General features: G+C 55.7%; 14 protein-coding genes. 10 read left to right on the plus strand and 4 right to left on the minus strand.

Annotation, left to right across the window (positions count from 1 at the left end; translation table 11 throughout):
• Window positions 1–207 precede the first annotated feature (207 nt).
• From SCARR_RS01910 to SCARR_RS01955, 10 genes are all read left to right on the plus strand, one after another.
• Window positions 208–2,025 carry an arylsulfatase gene (locus SCARR_RS01910; protein ID WP_136059837.1) on the plus strand — a complete coding sequence of 606 codons (1,818 nt, stop codon included), beginning with the start codon at window positions 208–210 and terminating at the stop codon, window positions 2,023–2,025.
• A gap of 236 nt (window positions 2,026–2,261) precedes the next feature.
• On the plus strand, window positions 2,262–4,553 hold the full coding sequence (locus tag SCARR_RS01915; protein ID WP_136059838.1) for a glycosyl hydrolase family 95 catalytic domain-containing protein: 2,292 nt from the start codon (window positions 2,262–2,264) through the stop codon (window positions 4,551–4,553).
• Window positions 4,554–4,563: 10 nt separating this feature from the next.
• Window positions 4,564–6,432, plus strand: coding sequence for a sodium:solute symporter family protein (locus tag SCARR_RS01920; RefSeq protein ID WP_136059839.1), 1,869 nt, complete (start codon window positions 4,564–4,566; stop codon window positions 6,430–6,432).
• A 22-nt stretch (window positions 6,433–6,454) separates the two neighbouring features.
• Window positions 6,455–8,281, plus strand: coding sequence for a sulfatase-like hydrolase/transferase (locus SCARR_RS01925; RefSeq protein WP_136059840.1), 1,827 nt, complete (start codon window positions 6,455–6,457; stop codon window positions 8,279–8,281).
• Complete coding sequence (locus SCARR_RS01930) at window positions 8,271–9,794, plus strand: hypothetical protein (RefSeq protein WP_136059841.1); 1,524 nt, start codon at window positions 8,271–8,273, stop codon at window positions 9,792–9,794. Before SCARR_RS01925 ends, SCARR_RS01930 begins: the two co-directional genes overlap by 11 nt.
• Window positions 9,795–9,914: 120 nt before the next feature.
• Window positions 9,915–10,877 carry a hypothetical protein gene (locus tag SCARR_RS01935; RefSeq protein ID WP_136059842.1) on the plus strand — a complete coding sequence of 321 codons (963 nt, stop codon included), beginning with the start codon at window positions 9,915–9,917 and terminating at the stop codon, window positions 10,875–10,877.
• A gap of 272 nt (window positions 10,878–11,149) precedes the next feature.
• A complete protein-coding gene (locus SCARR_RS01940) occupies window positions 11,150–11,449 on the plus strand; it encodes a DUF6788 family protein (protein ID WP_136059843.1) in 300 nt (99 codons plus the stop codon).
• Window positions 11,442–11,630 (plus strand): hypothetical protein, encoded by a 189-nt coding sequence (locus SCARR_RS01945; RefSeq protein WP_136059844.1) that lies wholly within the window; start codon window positions 11,442–11,444, stop codon window positions 11,628–11,630. The genes SCARR_RS01940 and SCARR_RS01945 overlap by 8 nt, the downstream gene beginning before the upstream one ends.
• On the plus strand, window positions 11,585–12,811 hold the full coding sequence (locus tag SCARR_RS01950) for a transposase (RefSeq protein ID WP_222846138.1): 1,227 nt from the start codon (window positions 11,585–11,587) through the stop codon (window positions 12,809–12,811). Before SCARR_RS01945 ends, SCARR_RS01950 begins: the two co-directional genes overlap by 46 nt.
• 194 nt (window positions 12,812–13,005) lie before the next feature.
• Entirely contained in the window at window positions 13,006–14,064 is a 1,059-nt protein-coding gene (locus SCARR_RS01955; RefSeq protein ID WP_136059846.1) for a LacI family DNA-binding transcriptional regulator, read from the plus strand.
• Window positions 14,065–14,145: 81 nt separating this feature from the next.
• Here the strand turns inward: SCARR_RS01955 and SCARR_RS01960 are convergent, their stop codons facing one another.
• The 4 genes from SCARR_RS01960 to SCARR_RS01975 all read right to left on the minus strand — a co-directional run bounded on the left by SCARR_RS01960 (window position 14,146) and on the right by SCARR_RS01975 (window position 21,327).
• Window positions 14,146–17,406 (minus strand): right-handed parallel beta-helix repeat-containing protein, encoded by a 3,261-nt coding sequence (locus tag SCARR_RS01960; protein WP_136059847.1) that lies wholly within the window; start codon window positions 17,404–17,406, stop codon window positions 14,146–14,148.
• Between the two features lie 7 nt (window positions 17,407–17,413).
• Entirely contained in the window at window positions 17,414–18,538 is a 1,125-nt protein-coding gene (locus SCARR_RS01965; RefSeq protein ID WP_136059848.1) for an alpha-L-fucosidase, read from the minus strand.
• Window positions 18,539–18,631: 93 nt separating this feature from the next.
• Window positions 18,632–19,702 (minus strand): autotransporter outer membrane beta-barrel domain-containing protein, encoded by a 1,071-nt coding sequence (locus tag SCARR_RS01970; RefSeq protein ID WP_136059849.1) that lies wholly within the window; start codon window positions 19,700–19,702, stop codon window positions 18,632–18,634.
• Between the two features lie 14 nt (window positions 19,703–19,716).
• Window positions 19,717–21,327 (minus strand): hypothetical protein, encoded by a 1,611-nt coding sequence (locus SCARR_RS01975; RefSeq protein WP_136059850.1) that lies wholly within the window; start codon window positions 21,325–21,327, stop codon window positions 19,717–19,719.
• Window positions 21,328–21,453: the final 126 nt, after the last annotated feature.

Here is a 21,453-nt window from a genome sequence, read left to right on the forward strand (position 1 = left end):
TCCGGCCGTTAACAGCCCTGCTCACCTCAAGGACATATCCTACAGTGAAAGGAGGGGGGTGAATATCATGTATATGGGGGATGTACGAACCGGATTGTTTTCTAATAATGGAAGTCGGATTGCTATTATTCGAAAATGAATTAACAAATGCCATTCCGTCAGAGAATCGGTATAGATATCGTTACTTTATGTATTAAGGAGATAACCATGCAAAGAAGACGTTTTATGCAGACTGTCGCGGCAGCGAGCGCGATTGCGCCGGCAGCCTTTTCCAAGGATGGGAAGAAACCGAATGTGGTGATTGTTATCACCGATGACCAGGGCTACGGCGACCTGGCCTTTACGGGCAATCCGGCGATCAATACCCCGACACTCGATAAGTTGCGCACGCAGGGTACGCTGCTGAATAATTTTCATGTGGACCCCACCTGCGCACCGACCCGTTCTGCACTGATGACCGGACGCTATTCCGACCGGGTTGGTGTCTGGCACACCGTGCAGGGTCGCAGTATGCTGCGCCGCCGTGAGATCACAATGGCCGATGTGTTCAGCTCCAACGGCTATGCGACGGGGCACTTTGGGAAGTGGCATCTTGGCGACTGTTATCCCTACCGACCGGAAGACCGCGGATTCCAGCATTGCATCTATCACCAGGCTGGCGGCGTTGGCCAGGCACCCGACTATTGGGGCAACGATTATTTTGACGATACCTACATCGTCAACGGCAAGCATCAGCGATTCGAAGGATTCTGCACCGATATCTGGTTCGACGAAGGCATGAAGTTTATCAAGGTGAATAAGAGCAAGCCGTTTTTCGCTTACATAGCGATGAACGCTCCGCATAGCCCGTATTACTGTCCCGAGGAATACACCAAACCGTATGAAGGGAATCCCAACGTTTCGGTCACTGAATTCTATGGCATGGTCACGAATATTGACGACAACATGGCCAAGCTGATGAAGATGCTCGAAGACGAAGGGATTGCCGACAACACGATCCTGGTCTTCATGACCGACAACGGTACCGCTGGCGGATTGAAGAATGGCAGAGGCTACGACGGCGGCATGCGCGGTCAGAAAAATTCGGAATATGAGGGAGGGCACCGCGTCCCGTTCATAATCCGCTGGCCGGATGGAAAGATTGAGGCCGGGAAGTCAGTTGAGCGCCTCACAGCACATATCGATATTCTGCCCACCTTCATCGAGCTTTGCGGACTAACGGCGCCGGAAATTGAATTCGACGGTTCGAGTATTCGAGATTTGCTGTACTCCGATGGAAAAAAATGGCTGGACCGTGCGCTGGTGGTGGAATCACAACGTGTAGTGGATCCCATCAAATGGCGTAAGAGTGCGGTCATGACGGACCAGTGGCGCCTCGTCAACGGGGAAGAACTGTTCGATCTCAAGGGTGATCCGAAGCAAGGCAATGATGTGGCTTCAAAACACCCGGAAGTAGTCGAGCGTCTGCGCGCTGAATACGACAAGTTCTGGGACGATGTTTCGAAGGAACACGACCTGACCAGCTACATGGTCATCGGCTCCGATCGTTCGCCGATCGTGTCACTCTCCTCGCACGACTGGCTGATCGATAAGCTCCCTCCGTGGAACCAGAAGCACATTAAGAGTGGCGCCGTTGCGGAAGAATCATTCTGGGCGATCGAGGTCGAGCGTGAGGGCGACTACGAAATCTCCCTCCGTCGCTGGCCGGTCGAAGCCGATAAGGGCATCAACGATGGTACGTACGGTAAGGCCTTCAATTATAAAAAGGCACGCATGAAAATCGCGGACATTGATGAGATCAAAGATATTCCGGAAGGGGCGAAGGAAGTCACCTTCAAGGTGTCATTGAGAAAGGGCGTTACTCAGCTCGCCCCGGTATTCATAGGCCCTGATCTGACCGCCACGCCGTACTATGCCTACGTGACGCATAAACCCAAACCCGGTTGGCAGACTCCGCGGGGCATGGGCATCCTCGTCTACGATCCCGGCTATGGCCGCATCCCTCCGCAGCTGAAGAAAAAGTAATCTTAGGATAAGGGACGACCTCTGTGTTGTCCTAACGGGGGAAGGGCTGTGAAGGGATATGATGAAACCCGTCCCAAAGCAGGAATCAGTCACCCCCACATTTCGATATAGGCCATATAGGGCCCGGTATGCGTATAACTGTCGCAATGACGGGGCCAGGTCCCCTATATACGGGATAGGCACTGGGTGGTCATTTGGTACTATATTAGCTGATAGATTATCCAAATGGAGTTTGCATGAAGAACAGGCTGATTTTAAAGACGCCCGCCTCCTGGTGGGGCGCAAAATGGCGAGAGGCACTCCCGAGCGGGAACGGCACGATCGGTGCGGCGGTATATGGAGCCGTGCACGACGAAACGGTACTGCTGACGCACGAAGACTTGTGGTGCTGTGTGGATACACAGGAATTACCGGATGTGAGCGGTGAACTTTCCAAGGTTCGGAAACTCCTGGCCGACGGAAAGGCTGAGATAGCGGATAAGGTGATCGCGGATGCGATGACAGAAAAGGGCTATGCGCCGAATATCGGTGCGCCGCTTCCGCTGGGCGACCTGAAAATCAGGATGCCGGTGAGTCAGGGATTCAAAAAATACCGCCGAGTCCTCGATATGGAAACCGGCGAGATCGCGGTCAGCTGGACGGACGACGGCATTGCCTATGAGCGTAAACTTTTCGTTTCGCGAACGGATAACCTCGTGGCGATGAAAATCCGCAGTGAAGGTTCACTGAACGCCGAAATTTCCCTCGATCTGCATGAACGCTCCGATGCCCGCTGGTGCGCTAATGGGGAAGTAGCCCTGCCGGAAAACTTCCAGACCGTGGAAGAAAATGGATTTATCTTCTATGCCGCCACCAATGATGACGGAGCCGACTTCGGAGCCGTGGCCCGGGTTGAAAAGAGCGAACAGACGGCCGTTGTTGTCGTAAAACTTTTTGTGAGTGAAGACCGGAAGTCCGCCTGGACCCGGTTAAAAGCCGAGCTGGCCGAAACCTTGATGGACTACGATGCGCTACTGGCACCACATGCCGCCGAACACGGCGAGCTGTTCAGTCGGGCAACGTTCAGCCTTGGAACGTCTGAAGAAGCTCATGCGCTTTCCAACGAAGAATTGCTGTTGGAAGCGTATGATGGCGAAGCGCCGTCGGCCTTGGTTGAAAAAATGTGGTCGTACGGGCGTTACCTGCTGATTTCTTCGTCGCGGAGTGGAGGCGAGCCCTGCCATCTACTGGGGTTGTGGTGCGGTGAGTATGTTGGTTTCTGGGCGTTCAACATGGCCAACGAAAATTTGCAGATGATTTATTGGCAGGCGCTTTCGGGCGGAATGCCGGAAACACTGCTGCCGGTTTTTGATTATTACGATCGGATGAAAGATGACTTCCGCGAAAACGCCCGCAAGGTTTATGGCTGTCGCGGCATCTACGTTCCAGCGGTCAGCACACCGCCATCGGGGCTGCTGAAAACCGTCTGTCCGCACATCATCCATTGGACGGGCGCGGCGGCGTGGCTTGGCCAGCACTACTACGACTATTATCTATATACCGGCGACGAAACCTTCCTGAAGGAGCGCGCGCTGCCGTTCCTTCGCGAAACGGCCCTTTTCTATGAGGACTTTTTTACCATCGGCGACGATGGTTTCTTTGTCAGTTCGCCCTCCAACTCGCCGGAAAATAATCCGGCAGAATATTGGGATGGAACCGGCATGGGCGAAGCCGCCATGGAAACCACTATCAACGCCACGATGGACTTTGCACTGGTCAAGGAGGTGCTCACGCATCTGATCCAGGGTTCGGACGTGCTCGGCGAAACCGAGGATGTTGAAAAATGGAAAGGCATGCTGGGAAAAATTCCGGCGTACCAGATCAACGACGACGGTGCTGTGCGGGAATGGATGCATCCGTTCTTTTCGGATAACTATCACCATCGCCACCAGTCGCACATCTATCCTGTCTTTCCGGGCATTGAAGTGACGCGTGAATCCGACCCGGAACTGTATAAAGCATTCGAGATCGCGCTCCGCAAACGCCTTGCGGTCGGAATCGGAGAACAGACCGGTTGGTCGCTGGCACACATGTCCAATATTTATGCGCGGATGAACGATGGCGACCGTGCGCTGGAATGTTTGGATCTGTTGGCGCGCTCCTGCGTAAAAAATAATTTTTACACCGTACACAACGATTGGCGCGGCATGGGCATCGGGCTGGAGATGGACTGGGCTCCGTTCCAGATTGACGCCAATATGGGTTGGTCGGCCGCCGTTCAGGAAATGCTGCTCTTTTCGGATCTGGGGAAAATTTCGGTCCTGCCCGCGCTTCCGGCACAGTGGAAGCAGGGGGCGGTAAAAGGACTGGTTGCGCGGGGCGGTGTGCAGGTTTCGATGGAATGGAATAACGGTTCCGTAGGTGTTGAACTTCTTTCTGTAATGGATCAGAAGATTGTTCTTTCGGTGAGTGGTGGAAAACAAATTTCAGTAGAGCTGAAGGCTGGCGAAATTTCAGTTACGCATTGCGAATTACGCAATACGCTATAAGGGGATTTTTATGCATTGGATTGATTGGATAATTGTGGCGGCCTTTTTGGGGCTGAATATTGGCATTGGCATTTTCTTCAGTCGCAAAGGCGGCGAGAACATGGATTCGTTCTTTGTTTCCGGACGCACGCTGAAGTGGTACATCGCCGGGGCTTCGATGATTGCCACCAGCTTTGCCGCCGATACGCCGCTGTGGGTCGGTTCGCTGATCCGCCAGTATGGTATTCATGCGGTCTGGCAATACTGGACGCCATTGATTGGTTGTGCGTTGGGCGTGGCCCTGTTCAGCCGCATGTGGCGACGCACGGGGGTGGTGACGGATAACGAGGTGCTGGAACTCCGCTACAGCGGCAAGTCGGCCCAGGCGCTGCGCGGTATTTCCGCGGCGCTGGGTGCGCTGCTGATCTGCCCGATGATTATCGGCTGGGTGTGCAAGGCGATGGTTACGATTGCGCAGGAAGCGCTCGGCATCAGCGGGCAGACCTTCATGATTTTCGGAATGGATATGCCGGCGGAAATGATCGTCACCATCATTATTATGACCTGCGCCGTAATTGTATCCACCACCGGCGGCCTAATGGGGGCGGTTTACAGCGACTTTATCCAGTTCCTTCTGGCGACCGCCGGTGCGTTCATGCTGGCGTGGCTCTCGGTGAGAGAGGTCGGCGGCCTGAAGGCGATGGTTGAAACGCTTTCGAGTAATGGCGACTGGCTGGGGAACAGCATGAATATGGCGCCGCAAATCAGTACACAGATGGCGGAGGGGGGCGTGCCCGGAGGAACCATGTCGATCTGGAATGCGATCGGGTTCTTCACGATTCTGTGGTGGGGCAACGCGCTTTGCGGGGGTTATCAGGCGCAGCGTATTCTGGCCTGCAAAAACACCAAACATGCTTCCAATGCGCTGCTGATGTTTACGCTCATCTATTTCGCCGTGCTCTGCTGGCCGTGGATTGCGGTTTCCCTGTCTTCGTTGATCGTCTTCCCGGATATGGGCGAGGCCGGACACGATGCGGCCTATCCGCGCATGCTGTTGACGATTCTTCCGATCGGGCTGCGGGGTATCATGATCGGTACCCTGATCGCAGCCTTCACCTCGACAGTTCAAACCATGTTTAACTGGGGGTCGAGCTACATCGTGAATGATCTCTACCGCCGCTTTGCGGTTAAAGAAGCCTCCGACAAGCACTATGTTCGGATCTCCCGCATCATTACCGTGCTGGTGGCCTTTGCCGGAGGATTCATCGCGTTCAATGCGGACAATATTCAGCAACTGCTGGGCATTTTCTACGTGGTTGGCGGGGGCGGTATGCTTGTTGGTGCATTGCGCTGGCTGTGGTGGCGCATCAATGCGGTGGGTGAGATTGCTTCCTTTGTTGTGAACTGGGTCGTCGGTATTCTCATGCTGTTCGGGCATGTCATTTTCCGCTTAGAGGCTCCGTTGATGGACGGTATGATGAGCGCGTTGCTGCGGTTGCCGGAAGGCGTCAGTTTCACCAACGACTACGACCTGCTCGGTGCCCGTATGCTCTTCATGGTTACGGTCGGGGTGATTGTCTGCGTCGTGGTTTCGCTCTGCACGCCGGCCACTGATAAGGAACAGCTTGAAGAGTTTGTTAAACGCACCCGTATTCACAAGCCCGGCTGGATGCCGGTCATTCGTGGAATCGAAGGATATATTCCCGCGCAGACGGTGCCGCAGATTCTTTTTGACTGGGCGTTGGTGATGGCCACGGTTTGTGCGCTGCTGTTTACACTTGCGAATGTGGTGCGCTGCCGTCTTCCGCAGGCTGCCGGTCTGCTGGTTATCTTTATTGCATTGCTGCTGTGGGTTCTCCGCCGTACGCGAAATGAACTTGGTGAAGAAGAAACTGATTAATTTTTAAAAGAAGGAAGTTCCAATGATTGGAAAAGTTGCTGGATTGTCTGTTGTATTGCTCGGAGCCGCGCTGCAAAGCGCGAGTGCCGGAAAACCGAATATTCTTTTTATCCTGACCGATGATCAAGGCTATGGCGACATTGGTCGTCATGGTCACCCGGTGCTGGATACGCCGAATATGGATCGGCTGCACGATGAAAGTGTGCGGTTCGATAATTTTTATGTGAGCCCGTCTTGTTCGCCGACGCGCGCTGCGTTGATGACCGGTATGCACGAGTTTCGTAACGGCGTAACCCATACGCTTGAACCGCGCGAGCATCTTTACAAGGAGGCAACGATTCTTCCGCAGTTGCTGAAAACCGCGGGATACAAAACCGGATTTATAGGCAAGTGGCACCTGAGCAATGAAAAAGGATATGCTCCGGGCGATCGTGGATTCGACTGGTGCGCTACCAACCCAATGGGACCACGTAAACATTTCGATGTGGAAATCATTCGGAACAACAAACGCTTTCCGACCAAGGGCTTTCGCGAAGATGTCTATTTCGATGAAGCGATGACCTTCATTGATGAAGCCGGCGATCAGCCGTTCTTTCTTTATCTCTGCACCTATTCGCCGCATACACCACTTGATGCGCCGGAAGATCTGATTGCCAAATATCAAGCCAAGGGACTCAATGCCGAGCACGCCACCTATATGGCGATGATTGAGAATATCGATCAGAACCTCGGACGCCTCACGGATTTCCTGAAAGAACGGAAGCTGGATAAGGATACCATCGTGATGTTCATCAATGACAACGGGGTAACTAAGGGGCTGGATGTGTACAACGCGAATATGCGTGGCTGCAAAGCAACGTGTTGGGAAGGTGGAACCCGGGCAATGTCATTCTGGAAATGGCCGGGCCAGTGGAAACCGCATACGGTTAACAGCCTCACGGCGCATCTTGATGTTTTGCCGACGCTGTGTGAATTGGCCGGGGCAAAAATTCCGGAGGAACTGCAGTCCGAGCTACAGGGTTACAGCCTGCTTCCATTGCTGAATTCCAACGGGTGGAAACATGATGACCGTATTCTGTATCACAACGTCGGTCGCTGGCCGTCCGGCACGGCGGCATCGCACAAGCATGCCATGTGCAGCGTGCGCAAAGGAAACATGCTACTCGTCCGCAGCGAGGAGTGCCACGACCCCGAATGTGAAAAATACCAGAGCCAGTGCACGACCATGCGTGCGGTCCGTCGGGGATTGAAAACCACCACGTATGCTAACGGATCGGCTCAGACCCATTGGGGCGTTACACCGGTTGGTCACTGGGCCTTGTTCGATGTTAAGAAGGATCCGGGGTGCCAGAATGATGTATCGGAAAGCCACCCGGAATACGTTGCTACCATGATTGCAACGTACGATAAGTGGTGGGACGAGCAGTATCCGGTCATGCTGGCTCGCGGCGGTGATGCCGGCGATCCCGACGCCAGTAAGAATGCCGCCTCGCGTGCACGCCAGCACGACGCAAACGTGGAGGCTAAAAAGAAAGCCGGCAAAAGAGCTGCCCCTCCGAAAGCCGCAGGGAAACAGGGCTCCATGTTTGAGCGTCTTGATGCTGATGGCAACAAGCAGGTGACCAAGGAAGAATATCTGGCGCTGTTTGTTCCCATGTATTCGCACAAGGACATTGACGGTGATGGGCTGCTGACGACTGAAGAGTTCCCATATGCGGGTTCATTTAAAGCCGGCGATATGGATTCTGACGGCAAGCTGACGCCTGTGGAATTTGAAAAAATGTATTCTGATCAGTTCGATAGCCGAGATGCAAACGGGGATGGAGTAGTGACCAACGATGAAATGTAGCCTTTATATAGTAGCTTTACTGTTTTCTGCCGGAGTGGTGCAGGGTGCATCGGTGCTGGATATTTTTCCAGACACTGGAACTGCACCTGTTGCCGGAAGCTCGTCCTGTTCATTCGACTATAAAGCAAGCGGGTCAACCTGGACGGAAGGAATTCATGAGGAGCAGGTATTTCTTGCCTCGATTCAAGGTGACGGTTGGAAAATGGGTGTTGGAAAGGGCGGGCAAATCTATTCTTTGCGTGGCCCGTTTGGGGAATCTGTTCCGCCGCAGCGCGTGGAATCACCCTGGAACGACGAAGTCTGGCAGGCAGTCATCACCAGTGAACCGTTGATCGCTCCGCTGCAGGACTATCAGAACGCCAATCCCAAGGAGCGCGCGATCACTACGCCACTGATGTATTTTGTGCATCAGGCAGGGATCTATACGAAAGGTGCGGGCATGGAGAACGGCACCGCTCCTGCTCCGTTCTATTCTCCGTGTCTACGTAAACGCTGGAATCCTGAAACCCGCACCTTGGAATTGGTCAACTGGATGCAGCAGGCGCGTACTCCCTGTGTTTGGAAGTCGGGGGTGCTGATTTATACGGCCTACCGAGATCTGGGCGAAGGAATCATTGAAGTGAACCAGGTACTTCATAATTTTGGTTCTGAAAAGCTAACCTTCCTGAATGTTCCGTGGGGCGGAGTGCGTCAGTCGTCGTTGCCACATACGATAATGAGCAGGGCAGATGGTTCGTGGGCAGAAGAAATCGGCACATGGGGCTGGGTGGATCTTCCAACGCGTACACTCAAGGATGCCGGAGGCTGGGAAGCCTGGACGCAGAATACGGGAAATGAAGCGAGTCCATCGCTCGCCTTGGTGTTCGGATTTCAGCGAGATAAAATGGATGAAGAATGGGAAGCTGATAGTCAGGTTATTCGCTGGGGCAGTGCAAATTCTGAAACCCGTGATTATCAGGTTACCGAGCGGATTTGCCACATCAACGTAGAAGAGGGCGACTCACTCTCCATTCGCTGGTATCTCGTAGCCGGAGAGTTTTCCAAGGTTTGGAAACATGCTGCTAATCTGGTGGACAAGGCGGGGGTCAGCCGCATTCAATTTGATGCGGACAAGAGGCAATCGGTGTGGATTGTTGATGGAAAGGTTGTGACAGAAGGTAATGGAAAACCTTCGTTTGAGCTCTTTGCGTTTCCGGTTGAAGGAACCGTTCCCGTCTTCCTGCTGAAAGATAAGCGTACGGTTAAACAGATCATTTCCACGGATATATATGCCATGACTGAGTCTGAGCCTTATCCGAATCCTCTGCCGGAAGAATTGCCGTTTTATTCCATTTATAATGACCGCAGTATTTACAAGCAGTATGCACCTCACATTGGTTACCAAAACCTGCTGGGTTACGCGTTCAAGAAAAAGCCGGCCAGTATGAAGGTTCAAAAATTGGCCGTTTCCAAGACGAAGATACTGTCGCTGGACACCGAAGCTTACACGCTTTGGATTCCCGCCGCAAAATAAGAAGGATTTTCCACAGCAATTCTAATTATGGATTGAAGCGACAGCAACAGGCGGGTCGGCCGCATTTTTTTTCATTTAGGGGCTGCTTGGCCGGTTTTTTCCTGCGTTTATTGCTCCCGTATGGAAGGCTTTGAGCAGATTATCGACGAACTCCGCCGCACGTTGGCCCTGCTCCCCGACAAGCGGACGGGAAGCAACACGCAGTATTCGATGCAGGACGCCGGGCTGGCGGCCTTCTCGGTATTCTTCATGCAAAGCCCGTCGTTCCTGGCCGCTCAGCGCGCCATGCAGGAAAGCAAGGGGCGCAGCAATGCGGGCACGCTTTTTAAAACCGGCGCCATCCCGACCGACAATCATGTTCGCAGCCTGCTCGACCCGGTCGAGCCGAAGGCGCTCTTCCCGGTCTACGACCGCATTCACGCCGCGATGCGTGCGCAGGGCGGCGTCCTCGACGGGTTCCGTTGCGTCGGCGGCACCCAGCTCATCGCCCTCGACGGCACCTGGTACCACTCTTCAAGCAAGGTTCATTGCAAGAACTGCTCGACCCGCCAGCACAAGAACGGCTCGATCACATACCACCACAGCGCCATCACCCCCGGGCGCAGCCAAGCCATCGCGCTGCGCCCCGAGTTCATCGTCCCGCAAGACGGGGCCGAGAAGCAGGACTGCGAGATCAACGCCGCCAAGCGCTGGCTCGCGGCCAACGGCGCGTTCTACCACACCGGCAACGACACCCTGCTCGGCGACGACCTCTATTCGCGCCAGCCCTTCTGCCGCAAGGTGCGGCTGCACAACTACCACTTCATCTTCGTCTGCAAGCCCGACTCGCACAAGCACCTCTACGAATGGGTGGACGAGCTCGAGCCCGGCGCAGGCCTGCACACGCTAACGCGCCGCGCCAAGAACAAGGGCAAATGGGAAACCCACACCGTTCGCTACGCAAACGACGTTCCGCTCGTCGACGGCCCGGACGCGCCCGCTGGAAAATCGAAAACAACAACACGCTCAAAACCAAAGGCTGCCACCTCGAGCACAACTTCGGGCACGGCAAGCAGCACCTCGGTTCGCTGCTCGCATGCATGAACATCCTCGCCTTCCTCCTGCACACGTTGCTCGACCTCGGCGACGAAGCCTGCCGGCTGCCCCCCTCCCTAATGGGTGGGAGGTTAAGCATTTTGATGCTGAGTTGCGGCCAACCGCTACGCACCGATAAATGAACGTTGCAACTCCTCTTCTGAAGAGGGAACAGCCTCCTTAACTCGCCATCCTGTCAAGATTTCGCAGAACGCAGGTTGTTTTTTTCTGCGCCGTGTGATATGCGTATACGCATATTCAAAAAAAGGAGCGCGGCGGGGATGGATGAAGTCGAAAAATTGAGGACACGACGCGATGTGCTGTTGAAGGAAATAGGTGAAGCGCCGCTTTGGGTGAACGGGTCGGTTGTTGAAACGACCCGAAAGACCTGCGGCAAGGAGAGCCCGTTCTACTACCTCTCCCATAGCATCAGGGGAAAAAACAAGATTACCTACATCTCGGCGGCGCATCTAAACCAATTCAAGGCGGCAGCGGCCCAGGGGGCAAGGATAAGGCTGCTGCACAACGAACTGAGCACGATAAACATGAAATTGATCAAGAAGGGAGGCCACGATGATTAACACCGACAAGTCCAACCGTCTCCTTGCAAGCTTCGGAGAGCTTGTGTCGAAAGAAACCTTCGATATGACGGCCCTAAAAAAAGGGCGTTTTCCAGATCGCGTGTTTTCCCGCTGGAGGTTGTTCTTTTCTCCCTTGTGCTCGATGCCCAGCAGGGCTTTGGGTGCGGCGTTGCCCGGCTGATCGCCAAACTGTTTGAACTGGGCATTGTCAGGGAGAGAGACGGGATGCTTCCTGCAAGGGAATCGTATGATGAGGCCTGCGCCAAACTGCCTGCCGATATCGTGCGGCAACAGCTCGTGAATAGCCATCGGAATGAATATGGAACGAACGGCCGCACATTCCATGGCCTAAAGGTCCTGATACCTGACGGAACCAAGGTTTCGTTCGCCGATACACAGCCGACAAGGGATAAATACGGAGCGGGGCAGGGTCATTATGTCCAGTCCCAAGCACTCGGCTTCTATGAGTTATCCACCGGTACGTTCGAGGATTTCAGGTTCGAGCACTGCAACACCCCGGAACGAGCCATTGCCATTGGGCATATGGGTTCGAATGCGACCCGATCCCTGTACATGGCCGATGCAGGGTACAACGGCATGGCATTCATCGCGATCAGCATGGATAAGAACCATGAATTGCTGATGCCGCTCAAGAACTGCGCACTTGCAAAGAAGTTCCTCAAGGCAAAAAAGCGCTCCGCTGTCATCGGCATCAAGCTGAGCAAAATCCATTTGGCCAACTATCCAGGCCACCATCATCTTTTGGGGACGTGCATAAAGGTGCGCCTGATCCGAACGCGCGGCACCTCCAAGCTCCGTTCGCAAGTATTGATTACCACCTTGATTGACGAAGTTGTCTTCGGGTGGCGGGAAGTGACGAAGCTATACCTGCAGCGCTATTGCGTCGAACTCGCCTTCCGTCACCTGAAGACAAGGATCGGGATTGAGAGAATCCGCAAACGAAAGCTCCTGCGAATTGAACAGCTTCTGTTTGCTGCGATCGTACTGTTCAATCTGTCGGCGGCACTCAGGAACAGAATCAGACGCCCCAGCCTTCTTCCTGAAAAGGCAGGGATAAAGCTACACTGCTTCACATTATGCATAGAGCTGGTTCATACCTTCCTTCAAGCCGCCCTGGGGCCGCGGCGCGGGATCAGGAAAAAGATGGATTCGAGCCTGAGGGCAATCAGAGGCTGCTGGTTCATCTATAAGCCATGGCGGGCAGAGCCACGGATTTGCCGCACGCCTCCGTCGGAATTTTCCGTTCAAAAAGGAGCTGAAATGCTAACGGAGGTTGAAACAGCGAAATTCCTAAGCGTTGAGTACGAAATACTCGCGCAACAGTACGGCCAAAGGGAGTAAAAAAATGCTTAACCTCCCTCCCATTAGGAGGGGGGGGTAAGTAACTTCGAGCGGCCCCAATCCCGATGATGGGTGTGGCCCCATAAATTTTTTTATCAAAAGGGGCTGTGGGGTGCTACCTCGGAAAAGAGCGGTCTAAATGATCAATACAAGCGCTTGTTCTGATTCTTGCAGATGTGATATTTTACAGTTATATGACAAATAATGAAGCGAGCATAAAAAGAGCCCGTCCGAAACGGATCGGACTGAAGGATGTGGCTCTTGAGGCCGGAGTGGATGTAAGTACCGTTTCTCGAATTCTGGGGGGACGCGCTTCGCTCTATGCCGAGGAGACGTGCAGGAAGGTGCAGGATGCCGCAGCCGCACTGCACTACCGCCCGAATGCGACAGCCCGCGGCATGGCAACGGGCTCAACCCGTATGGTCGGTGTGACGATTCCGGGGACGGGCTATTGCGGGCGCATTATCGAAGGGATTAATAAAGCGTTGCTGGAGCACGGCCATTTAATGCTGCATGCCTGGAATCCAGATCACTTTGTTCCCGCTGATGATCCTACGCAGAAAAGGATTATCCACGAGTTGGTCGAGCGCCAGGTGGATGGAGTGATTCTGCGGGTCGGATCGGAAGAGTTCGAGCAGACCTATTTCGAAGAAATCTGGCAGCGGGGAATCCCGATGATCGTGGTGGATCGCGAGATGGCTTTGTTCAAGACCGATTTTGTGGGGACCGACGATGTGGCCATTGGTGCGGATGCCGCGCGTCACCTGTTGGGGCTGGGCCATCGGCGATTGTTGTTTGTCGGCGAAAAAGAGATCGTGAGCACGTGCCGGCTCCGGGAGCAGGGGTTCCGGGATGTTGTGAGCGAAGCACCGGATGCCGCCTGTCGCAAGGTTGAATTGGATCTGGAAACTGCGGTGGTCGAAGACCTCGCCCCCGCACTAGAAGGCGAAGGGCATCCGACCGGTGTGTTCTGCTATAGCGACCGCATGGTGCCGATATTCTATGAAACAGCTCGTAAGCTCGGGCTCGACATCCCCGGCGATATTTCGGTGGTGGGATGCGGCAACTTATCGTGGGGGAAAATGCTGGCCCCGGCCTTGAGCACGTTTGAGCAGCATCCGGAAAAAATCGGTCGCAAGGCCGCTGAACTCTATCTGGAACGCGTCGCCGAGGGGGAGCAAGCCCGTCCGGCTCCCAAGATAATCCGCGTTGCTGCAGAGTTGATGGTTCGCGGTTCCACCGCGCGCGTCTAACGAACCGCAGAATATCGAACAAGGAATTCCGAATAATGAAGTAAAGGCCTTCTTTATTCGGCGTTCTCTGTTCGGTATTCGTTATTCAACACGTTCCGCCTGTATTCGGTAGAAGCCGGGGTTCCCTCCAGCATTCGAGTCGACTAGCATATTGGTCGGCGCTGTGACAGGCTCGTTCGTATAGATCGCGACCCAGGTGTTGGCCGGTAGGTTTGCGGTGTATTCGAGGTACTGCCGCGCCTGTCCGCCTCCCTGCCAGTCGATTCGTATTCCGCCCGCCTCGGGCTGGATGGTCGTAAGCTTCAGCACAGATGCGGTATTCGTGGGATTCGTGTCGGCGATGTATTCCTGCCACGCGAAAAGCCCGTCTCCGTCGGTATCGCTTTCGTCGGCTTCCGTGGGATCCATGCCGGGATAATATTGTTCCAGCCAAGCGAGCGGCGTTCCGTTTGCGGTAACAGTTTCGTTGACGGTAAAGGTGCCGTTCGAGGTGAAGATATGGATTCGATAGGTGTTGGTGCCGTCAGAGAAATCAACTTCGAGGCCGCCGGAGGCTTGATCGTAGTACGGGCTTTTGGGATAGCGGAGCACCACGACACCACTGCCGCCCGCCGCCCCGTCGTGCCAGATATTGGTTCCGTCGGGACGATCGTTGCTGCCGCCCCCGCCGCCGCCCCCGGTGTTGGGGAGTCCCGGTGCCCCGATAAAACCGCTGGTTACATCGCCCCCGTTTCCGCCGCCGCCCATGCCTCCGGTTCCGGCGGTTTCGGTTCCTCCCTCGTAGCGGAAACCACCTCCGCCGCCACCACCGAATATTCCATTATCTCCGACGGTTGTTCCAAGCGGGCTGCCAGCGCCGAATCCGGCCCCGCCGTTGCCGCCATTGTGCCAGTCGCCCACATTGCCGCCTTGGCCGGGTGCCCCAGCTCCGCCACCACCGCCGGCTCCCGCGAAGCCGTTGCCGTCGCCTCCGTTGAAACCTTGGCCAAGGTTTCCGGTTCCGCCGATTCCATCGTACCCCGCACCACCGCCCGAGCCGCCCGCGAGACCATCGTAGGCTCCGCGTTGTCCGCCGCCTCCACCGCCGAATGCAGTTTGTCCGAATGCGGAGCTGCTTCCACCATTCTCTCCGTCAGAAAAACCGCTGCCGCCCGCACCGCCTGCGCCAACCTCGACCGGGTAGGTGCTGGCATCCAAGGTGAATGGATTTCCAAAATTATGAACCAGCCCGCCCGCGCCACCTCCGCCGCCGACCCGGGCGCCGCCACCTCCGCCTCCTGCCACGATCAGATATTCAATCTGTAGTTCAGGGGTTTGAGTTTCTCCGGCGAGAATGCGGGCCGCGAGTTCCGTTGCTTCGGCCATGGTGTACGGTGCCGTCCGGCCATCGGGCAGCCAGTCGGCTCCCGGAACCCAGTATTCGCCACCGTATTCATACGCGCCGATGTCGGGCGCGGTGTCTTGATAGCCATCGGTGACGCCCGGCACAACGGCGCCGTTGTCGATCAGGACGGAGCCGGCTTTCGGCCGCAGATCAAACGTGTTGCGCTCGACGGAAATAAACAGGTTGGTGGTGTCGTAGATGTTGCCGGCGTAGAACTTGTTCACTTGAACGTTCCGTTTGAAATGGCCGTTGTTCTCGTCGGGGTGGGAGGCATAATCCAGATCGGGCGTGCGGAAATAGAGGCGGTTGGTGAAAACGTTGTTCATGACATCGCTGTTGTTCATGATGTCCACGCCGTTGGTTTCGTCGTTCCCGTCAAAAAAGAGGTGCTCGGAATAATAGGTGTTGTTGTTCACTTGGAACGGGCCGTATCCCTGCCACTTGCAACCGCGGTTGCAATCCCAGACGACATTGTGGTGAACCGCGATGTTGTTGCCCAGCGTGTCGCAGCGCATGCCGAGGCCGTGCGGTGCCCAGTGCACCCAGTTGCGGGCCACCACCGTGCCACCGGCTTTCAGGCCGTAGGGGAGGTAGAGGACCGAGATGTCGCCGGCATAGAGCCCGGCGTTGAAACAATGGTTGTAGAGCACTTCGTTGGGGCCCGGCCCCATGTGGTATATGGCAACCCCGCCGCTGTTGTAGACGGTGCTGTGTGTAATGGTGTTCGCTTTGTTGCCCGCAAACGGATTGGCGTAGCCGTATTGAACGCGCACGCCGCTCTGGCTCATCTGGCCGTTGAGCGCGGTGTCGTGGAAGACGCAGTTGGTGATGGTGGTGCCGCGTACCCAGACACTGAGCCCGCGGTGTTCCGACCAGCCGAACTCGCACTCTTCAATCCATCCGTCCTCCACGCAAAAGAGCGGCTGGGCAATATCGCCGAGATCGGCTTTGCCGATGGCCTCTGTGTCGATGAAATGGTTTTCGTCGGGATAGAGCACCGAGCAGTCGCGCAGCGTAATATTGCGACACAGATCTCCCTTTTCTTCGCCGAAGCGGAAGCTGGAGGCGAAGAGGTTGATCGTTTCGAAGCGGGTGAATGCAATCTCATTGGCGACGATTCCGTAGCGGCGTGCTTTGATTCCGATGTCGAGTCCGGCGGGATGTATGCTGCCGGGCGTTTTCAGGTAGAGGGTCTGGGTGGCGGAGTCATAGAACCATTCTTCCGCCGCATCGAGCAGAGCAAGCTTTCCGTCGATGTAGAAGCGGGGGTCGTAGCCGCCGTGGCCTTTCGGAATATTGTCAGGATTGCCGTGATCGTGTTTCTGCGGGTAGAAAACCGCGTCCTGTCCCGGCGTATGGTTGGTGACGGTTCGTGAGGCAAAGTCGTTTTTCAGCCATTTCATGTGCAGGGTCGCGCCGTCGAAGTTAAGGCCGCTGGCGCCGATTTGGCTGCAGACGAGTTTCCCATATTCGGTGGGCCCTTCATCGAGCTGCGCCCACTTCTTTTCCTCGATCCAGTTTTCGGTGTATTTCATGTTGGGCCAGCGTGCTTCCACGCAGGGGGTGTCGCCGATGAAGACCATGGCCCAGTTGTTGGTGAGCAACGGGTGAACGTTGTTGCTGACGGAGGTCTGCCAGATTCCGTTTGATCCCAGCGTCCATGTCGCCGCGAGCGGATCGAGCCCGCTGATGACGACGTTCTCGTCCTGGTAGGCGGTAAACGTGATTTCGCTGCCGCTGCTGCCGTTGGCCGTGAGGTTGAGCGTTTCACGATAGGTGCCGCCGCGGATGTGGCAGGTATCGCCGCCGGTCATGGTGTCCGTTGCAACCTGGATCGTCTGGAAAGGGGAGGCGAAGCTTCCGTCGCCACCTGCAGTTGCGGAATGGTCAACATAAACATCGGTCGCCCGGACGGCGGTTGAGGCCACCAGCCCAGCAATCAGGAGGTATTTAATCATTAGGGGCTTATCCTTTTACGCGCCGACCGACTTCCCTTAGCGTTTTGACATCGTCTGGGTGGATGGAGCCGTCGGGCAGGGGGCCGGTGTTGAGCAGCAGGTTGGCGCTCATGGCCTTTGCGCGTTCGAGCATTTCCATCACCTGGTCAGCAGTCTTGTGGCCCGCATCGTCCCGGCTGTCGTAGCCCCATGAATAGGGCTGGAGGGTGTCGCAGAGTTCAAGCGGCACAGCGGACTCGCCTTTAAAGTGGCGTTCAGGTGCCTTGAAATCCTCGGTGCCCAGCAGTCCCTGCTTGTAGGAAACGAGTACCTGCGGCTGGAGGGCGTGGATGTGGTCATACAGCTCCTGGCTCTTGAATTGATCAATTTTTTCCGGGCGGGACATTGGCGTTCCAATGCCGTCAAGCCAGATGGCGCCGATCGGGCCATAGTTGGTCAGCAGCTCGGTGACCTGGTTTTTCATGAACTCGACATAAAGCTGCAGGTCGTGGTCGTCGCCAGTGGCATAGGTTGGTTCGGGCGGGTCGTATTTGGGCCGCGCCGCGCCGCCCCAGCCGTCGTTGTTCGGGGCGTGCGGGTGCTTCCAATCACGTCCGTGCGAATAGTAGAGGTAGAAGCCGAGGCCTTTCTTTTGGCATTGTTCGGATAGTTCGCCGACGAGGTCGCGTTTGGCCGCGCTGTTGGTGCTCTTGAAGTCGGTGTATTTGGAATCGAAGAGGCAAAAGCTGTCGTGGTGCCGCGTGGTGAGGTTGATGTATTTCATGCCCGCGCCGAGCGCCATGTCGGTGATGAAATCCGCGTCGAACTTTTCAGCCGTGAAGCGGTCGGCCAGCTTGGCATATTCATCGAGGCGGATCTTTCCGCGGAACTGCACCCACTCGGCAGGTTTGGAATGCTCGCCCTGCCAGTGACCTTCGAGCTGGCTGTAGAGGCCGTAGTGGATGAACAAGCCAAACTTGGCGTCGCGGAAATATTGCACCGCCGCCTGGCGCGGATCGGACACATACAAATCCTCATATCCCCTAAGGTAGGAAGGAACTTGTACTTTGGCTACTCGTGGGTTCATGCATCCCGCCAAGGTTGCACCACTCGCGATAGCTCCTGTTTGGATGATGTGTCTTCGATTCAGCATGGTTGTTCTCCTTTTGATCCAGAGCGTTGTTGGTGTGTTGTAACAGAAAAACCGCCCCGATGGAGCGGTTTTCCAATGATTGGAATCCCGTTCCTAAATCATAATGCGACGCACGGCTAAAAGTCCGCATCCGGTAAGCAGGACAAAACTGATCGTGGCCGGTTCGGGAATGGCCTGCGACCAAAGGGCGGTTTCAGCATTGACGGTGTCATAGCCGTATTTTAGGACAAAGGAGCCGTTGGTTACGGTGGTAAGGCCCGATGCGTAGACGCTGGTGAATGTGCTGTCATCGACGATGCCTCCTACGGCGGAAACATCATTGCCGGCGATCCATCCCGCCACTAACCCGTTTCGGTTCAGATTCATGGTCAGGAAGCCTTCTCCAATTTCGAGGGATGCATCTCCGCTTCCCAAGGTTACGGTGTTGGCATGTAGATTGCCGTCCAGCAGGCTAATGGTTCCCGAGGAACCCGACTGTTGAGCCACGTTGACATTGCCGGCGAACGTTGCGTTCCCGCCGTCCAGCGTGAGCATTCCATTGCCATAGTCGCCGACATAGAAGCCGACTCCGGTTTTAGTGCTGGTAAGCAGGCCGCCCTCAAGCGTGAGCGTTCCCGAAGATGCGCCGGTTGCGGTCGCCCCGCGGGTTGCGATTTTTCCGATAGCCGCAAGGCTCAGGCTGCCGCCTGACACGGTGACTGAGCCGTTTGCCGCATTGGCATTTCCGACACCCGCCACATTGCCAATGTTGAACAGGTCGGTGAAGCTGTGCGTGCCGTCAACGACGTTTAGCTGCGCCACGGCGGCCGACGAATCGCCCGCCAGCGAAAAGCCGATTTGGGTATCGTCGGTAACGGAGAGTGCCGAGCCTGACTTCAGGGTCAGGGTGGGGGTGCCCTGTGTGCTGGCCGCTCCTACGCCGCCTATGAGCAGATCGCCGATGGTTGCTGCGCTGGAAAGCTGCGCCGTGGCATCCTGAGCACCTCCCGTTTTTCCCCGGAAGTTGGCGTTGTCTCCTGGCACCGGTGCTGTATCCCAGTTGGCCGCGGTTTCCCAGTTGTTGTCCACGCCGCTGCTTCCATTCCAGTAGCGGGTGGCTTGTCCCATGGCCGTTCCCGCGAACAGCAGGGTGGCGAGCAGGGTGGCTGTTGTGGTTCTCTTCATGGTTTTTCTCCCGTTTAGTTTTCGATGGTTAATGTGATGAATTTTGCGGAATCTGCAGCGGTGCCAACCCTATTTGTGACCGTTTCGAACTCGCCGGTTGGATCAGAAGCCCCGATTTCTGTGTATGCCGAGACATCATTTGTGAAGGCCGTATTGACAAGGCTGGGGGTCAGCTCCAGATAGTAGGAGATCCCCAGCGCAACATGGTTGGTGCGGCGGTTGTAGAGATATTCCAGCTCATTGCCGACCAGTGATGAGGTGGGTTGGATGGCCGCGGCATCGTTGGTGGTCGGGTTGCCGCCCAATGCGTACTCAAGCAGGTTGTCCATGTCGTCGTCATCCGGATCGGCATCCTTGGCCTGCTCAGCTTCGCTCAGCGTGTTGGTGTGGGGCGCCATCCAGGCATCGTAAGGATCTGTGGGATCTGGGGGAAGGGTGGAGTCCACCGCCCAGACCGCGTTGGTCCGGGGCTCGGAGGAGGTGATGCCCCATTTGAGCGTGATGAATTCCGTCAGGTTGGTAGATCCCGTTCCTGCTGTGTAGAGCGCCGTGTAAGCCGCGTCATCTGCAACGGAAGAACCACCTCCGGTCGCGGTGATTTGTCCCGCATTGATCTGGGCTTCGATGGCCGCTTTTCTCCAGGCCCCGTCCGAGATCATCAAAAACCCGCCCTGGACGTCTACTATGCCTTCTCCGGCTCCGAAGGTGGGTTCCTTGCCCAGATTGAGGACGCCGTCAACCACCTCGACAGTGCCGGTGCTTCCGGCGTCGGTGGCGACGAGGAGCGTCTTTAATGGATCGAAGGAGAGCATGCCCCCGTTAACGACGAGGTTTCCTGTGCCTGTTTTTCCGATGGTTATACTATGGGCTCCATTGATAGATCCCGAATTAAACTCGATGGTTCCCGTGGAGCCCGCCCGATATCCAGCAAACGTTTGCTTGGTCTCTCCGATAAAGTTGAGCGTGCCGCCGTTCATGGTCAGATTACCGGTGCCATAATCACCCACGTAGAGCGTATGTGCGCCGCCTGCTGTCATGTTGACCGTAGCTCCTTGATTGATCAGCAGTGTGCCGGTGGAGGAGGCCGGGGCAGAGGCGCCTGCTGTCCCTATCTTGGTGGTATTATTTACGTTCAGGGTGGCGTTGCCAATGGTTAGCGTACCGGTTGCATCGTTTGTGGAAGTCCCCGCCGCATTGCCAATGTTCAGGGTGTTAGCAATCGTGTGGGTTCCCGCCTCGATGTTGAGTTCGCCGATGGCTTCAACCTTATCTTGGATCAGTGAATATCCGATGTGGGCGATGCCGGTGAGGGTCAGTTCGGAGCCGGGTTTCAGTGTGAGCGCCGGGATGCCTTGGGTACTCAAAGCGCCATTTCCTCCCGTCAACAAGTTGACGATAGTCACGGCATTGGTCAGTTCTCCCCGTGCGTTTTCTGCGCCACCCGTTCGGGCGCGGAAGTTGGCGTTGTCTGCGCTAGTGGGTCGAAGACCATTGATCCAGTTGTTGGTCGTCATCCAGTTGACGTCGGTGCCGCTGGCTCCGTTCCAGTAGCCTGTGTCGCCCATGGCCGCTCCGGTCAGCATTACGGCTATGAGCAGGGTTAATAGGGTTTGTGTTTTTTTCATTTTTCTCCTCCTGTTTCTGGGTGATGAATGATGCGATCCTGATGAGTCGATTGTCGGAATATAGCGAATTCAGTTTTTTATGCAAGCGTTTGTATATAGTTTTTGTTCCGGGATAAGGGTGCTGTT

The organism is Pontiella sulfatireligans (genome assembly GCF_900890705.1).
Taxonomy (GTDB): Bacteria; Verrucomicrobiota; Kiritimatiellia; order Kiritimatiellales; family Pontiellaceae; genus Pontiella; species Pontiella sulfatireligans.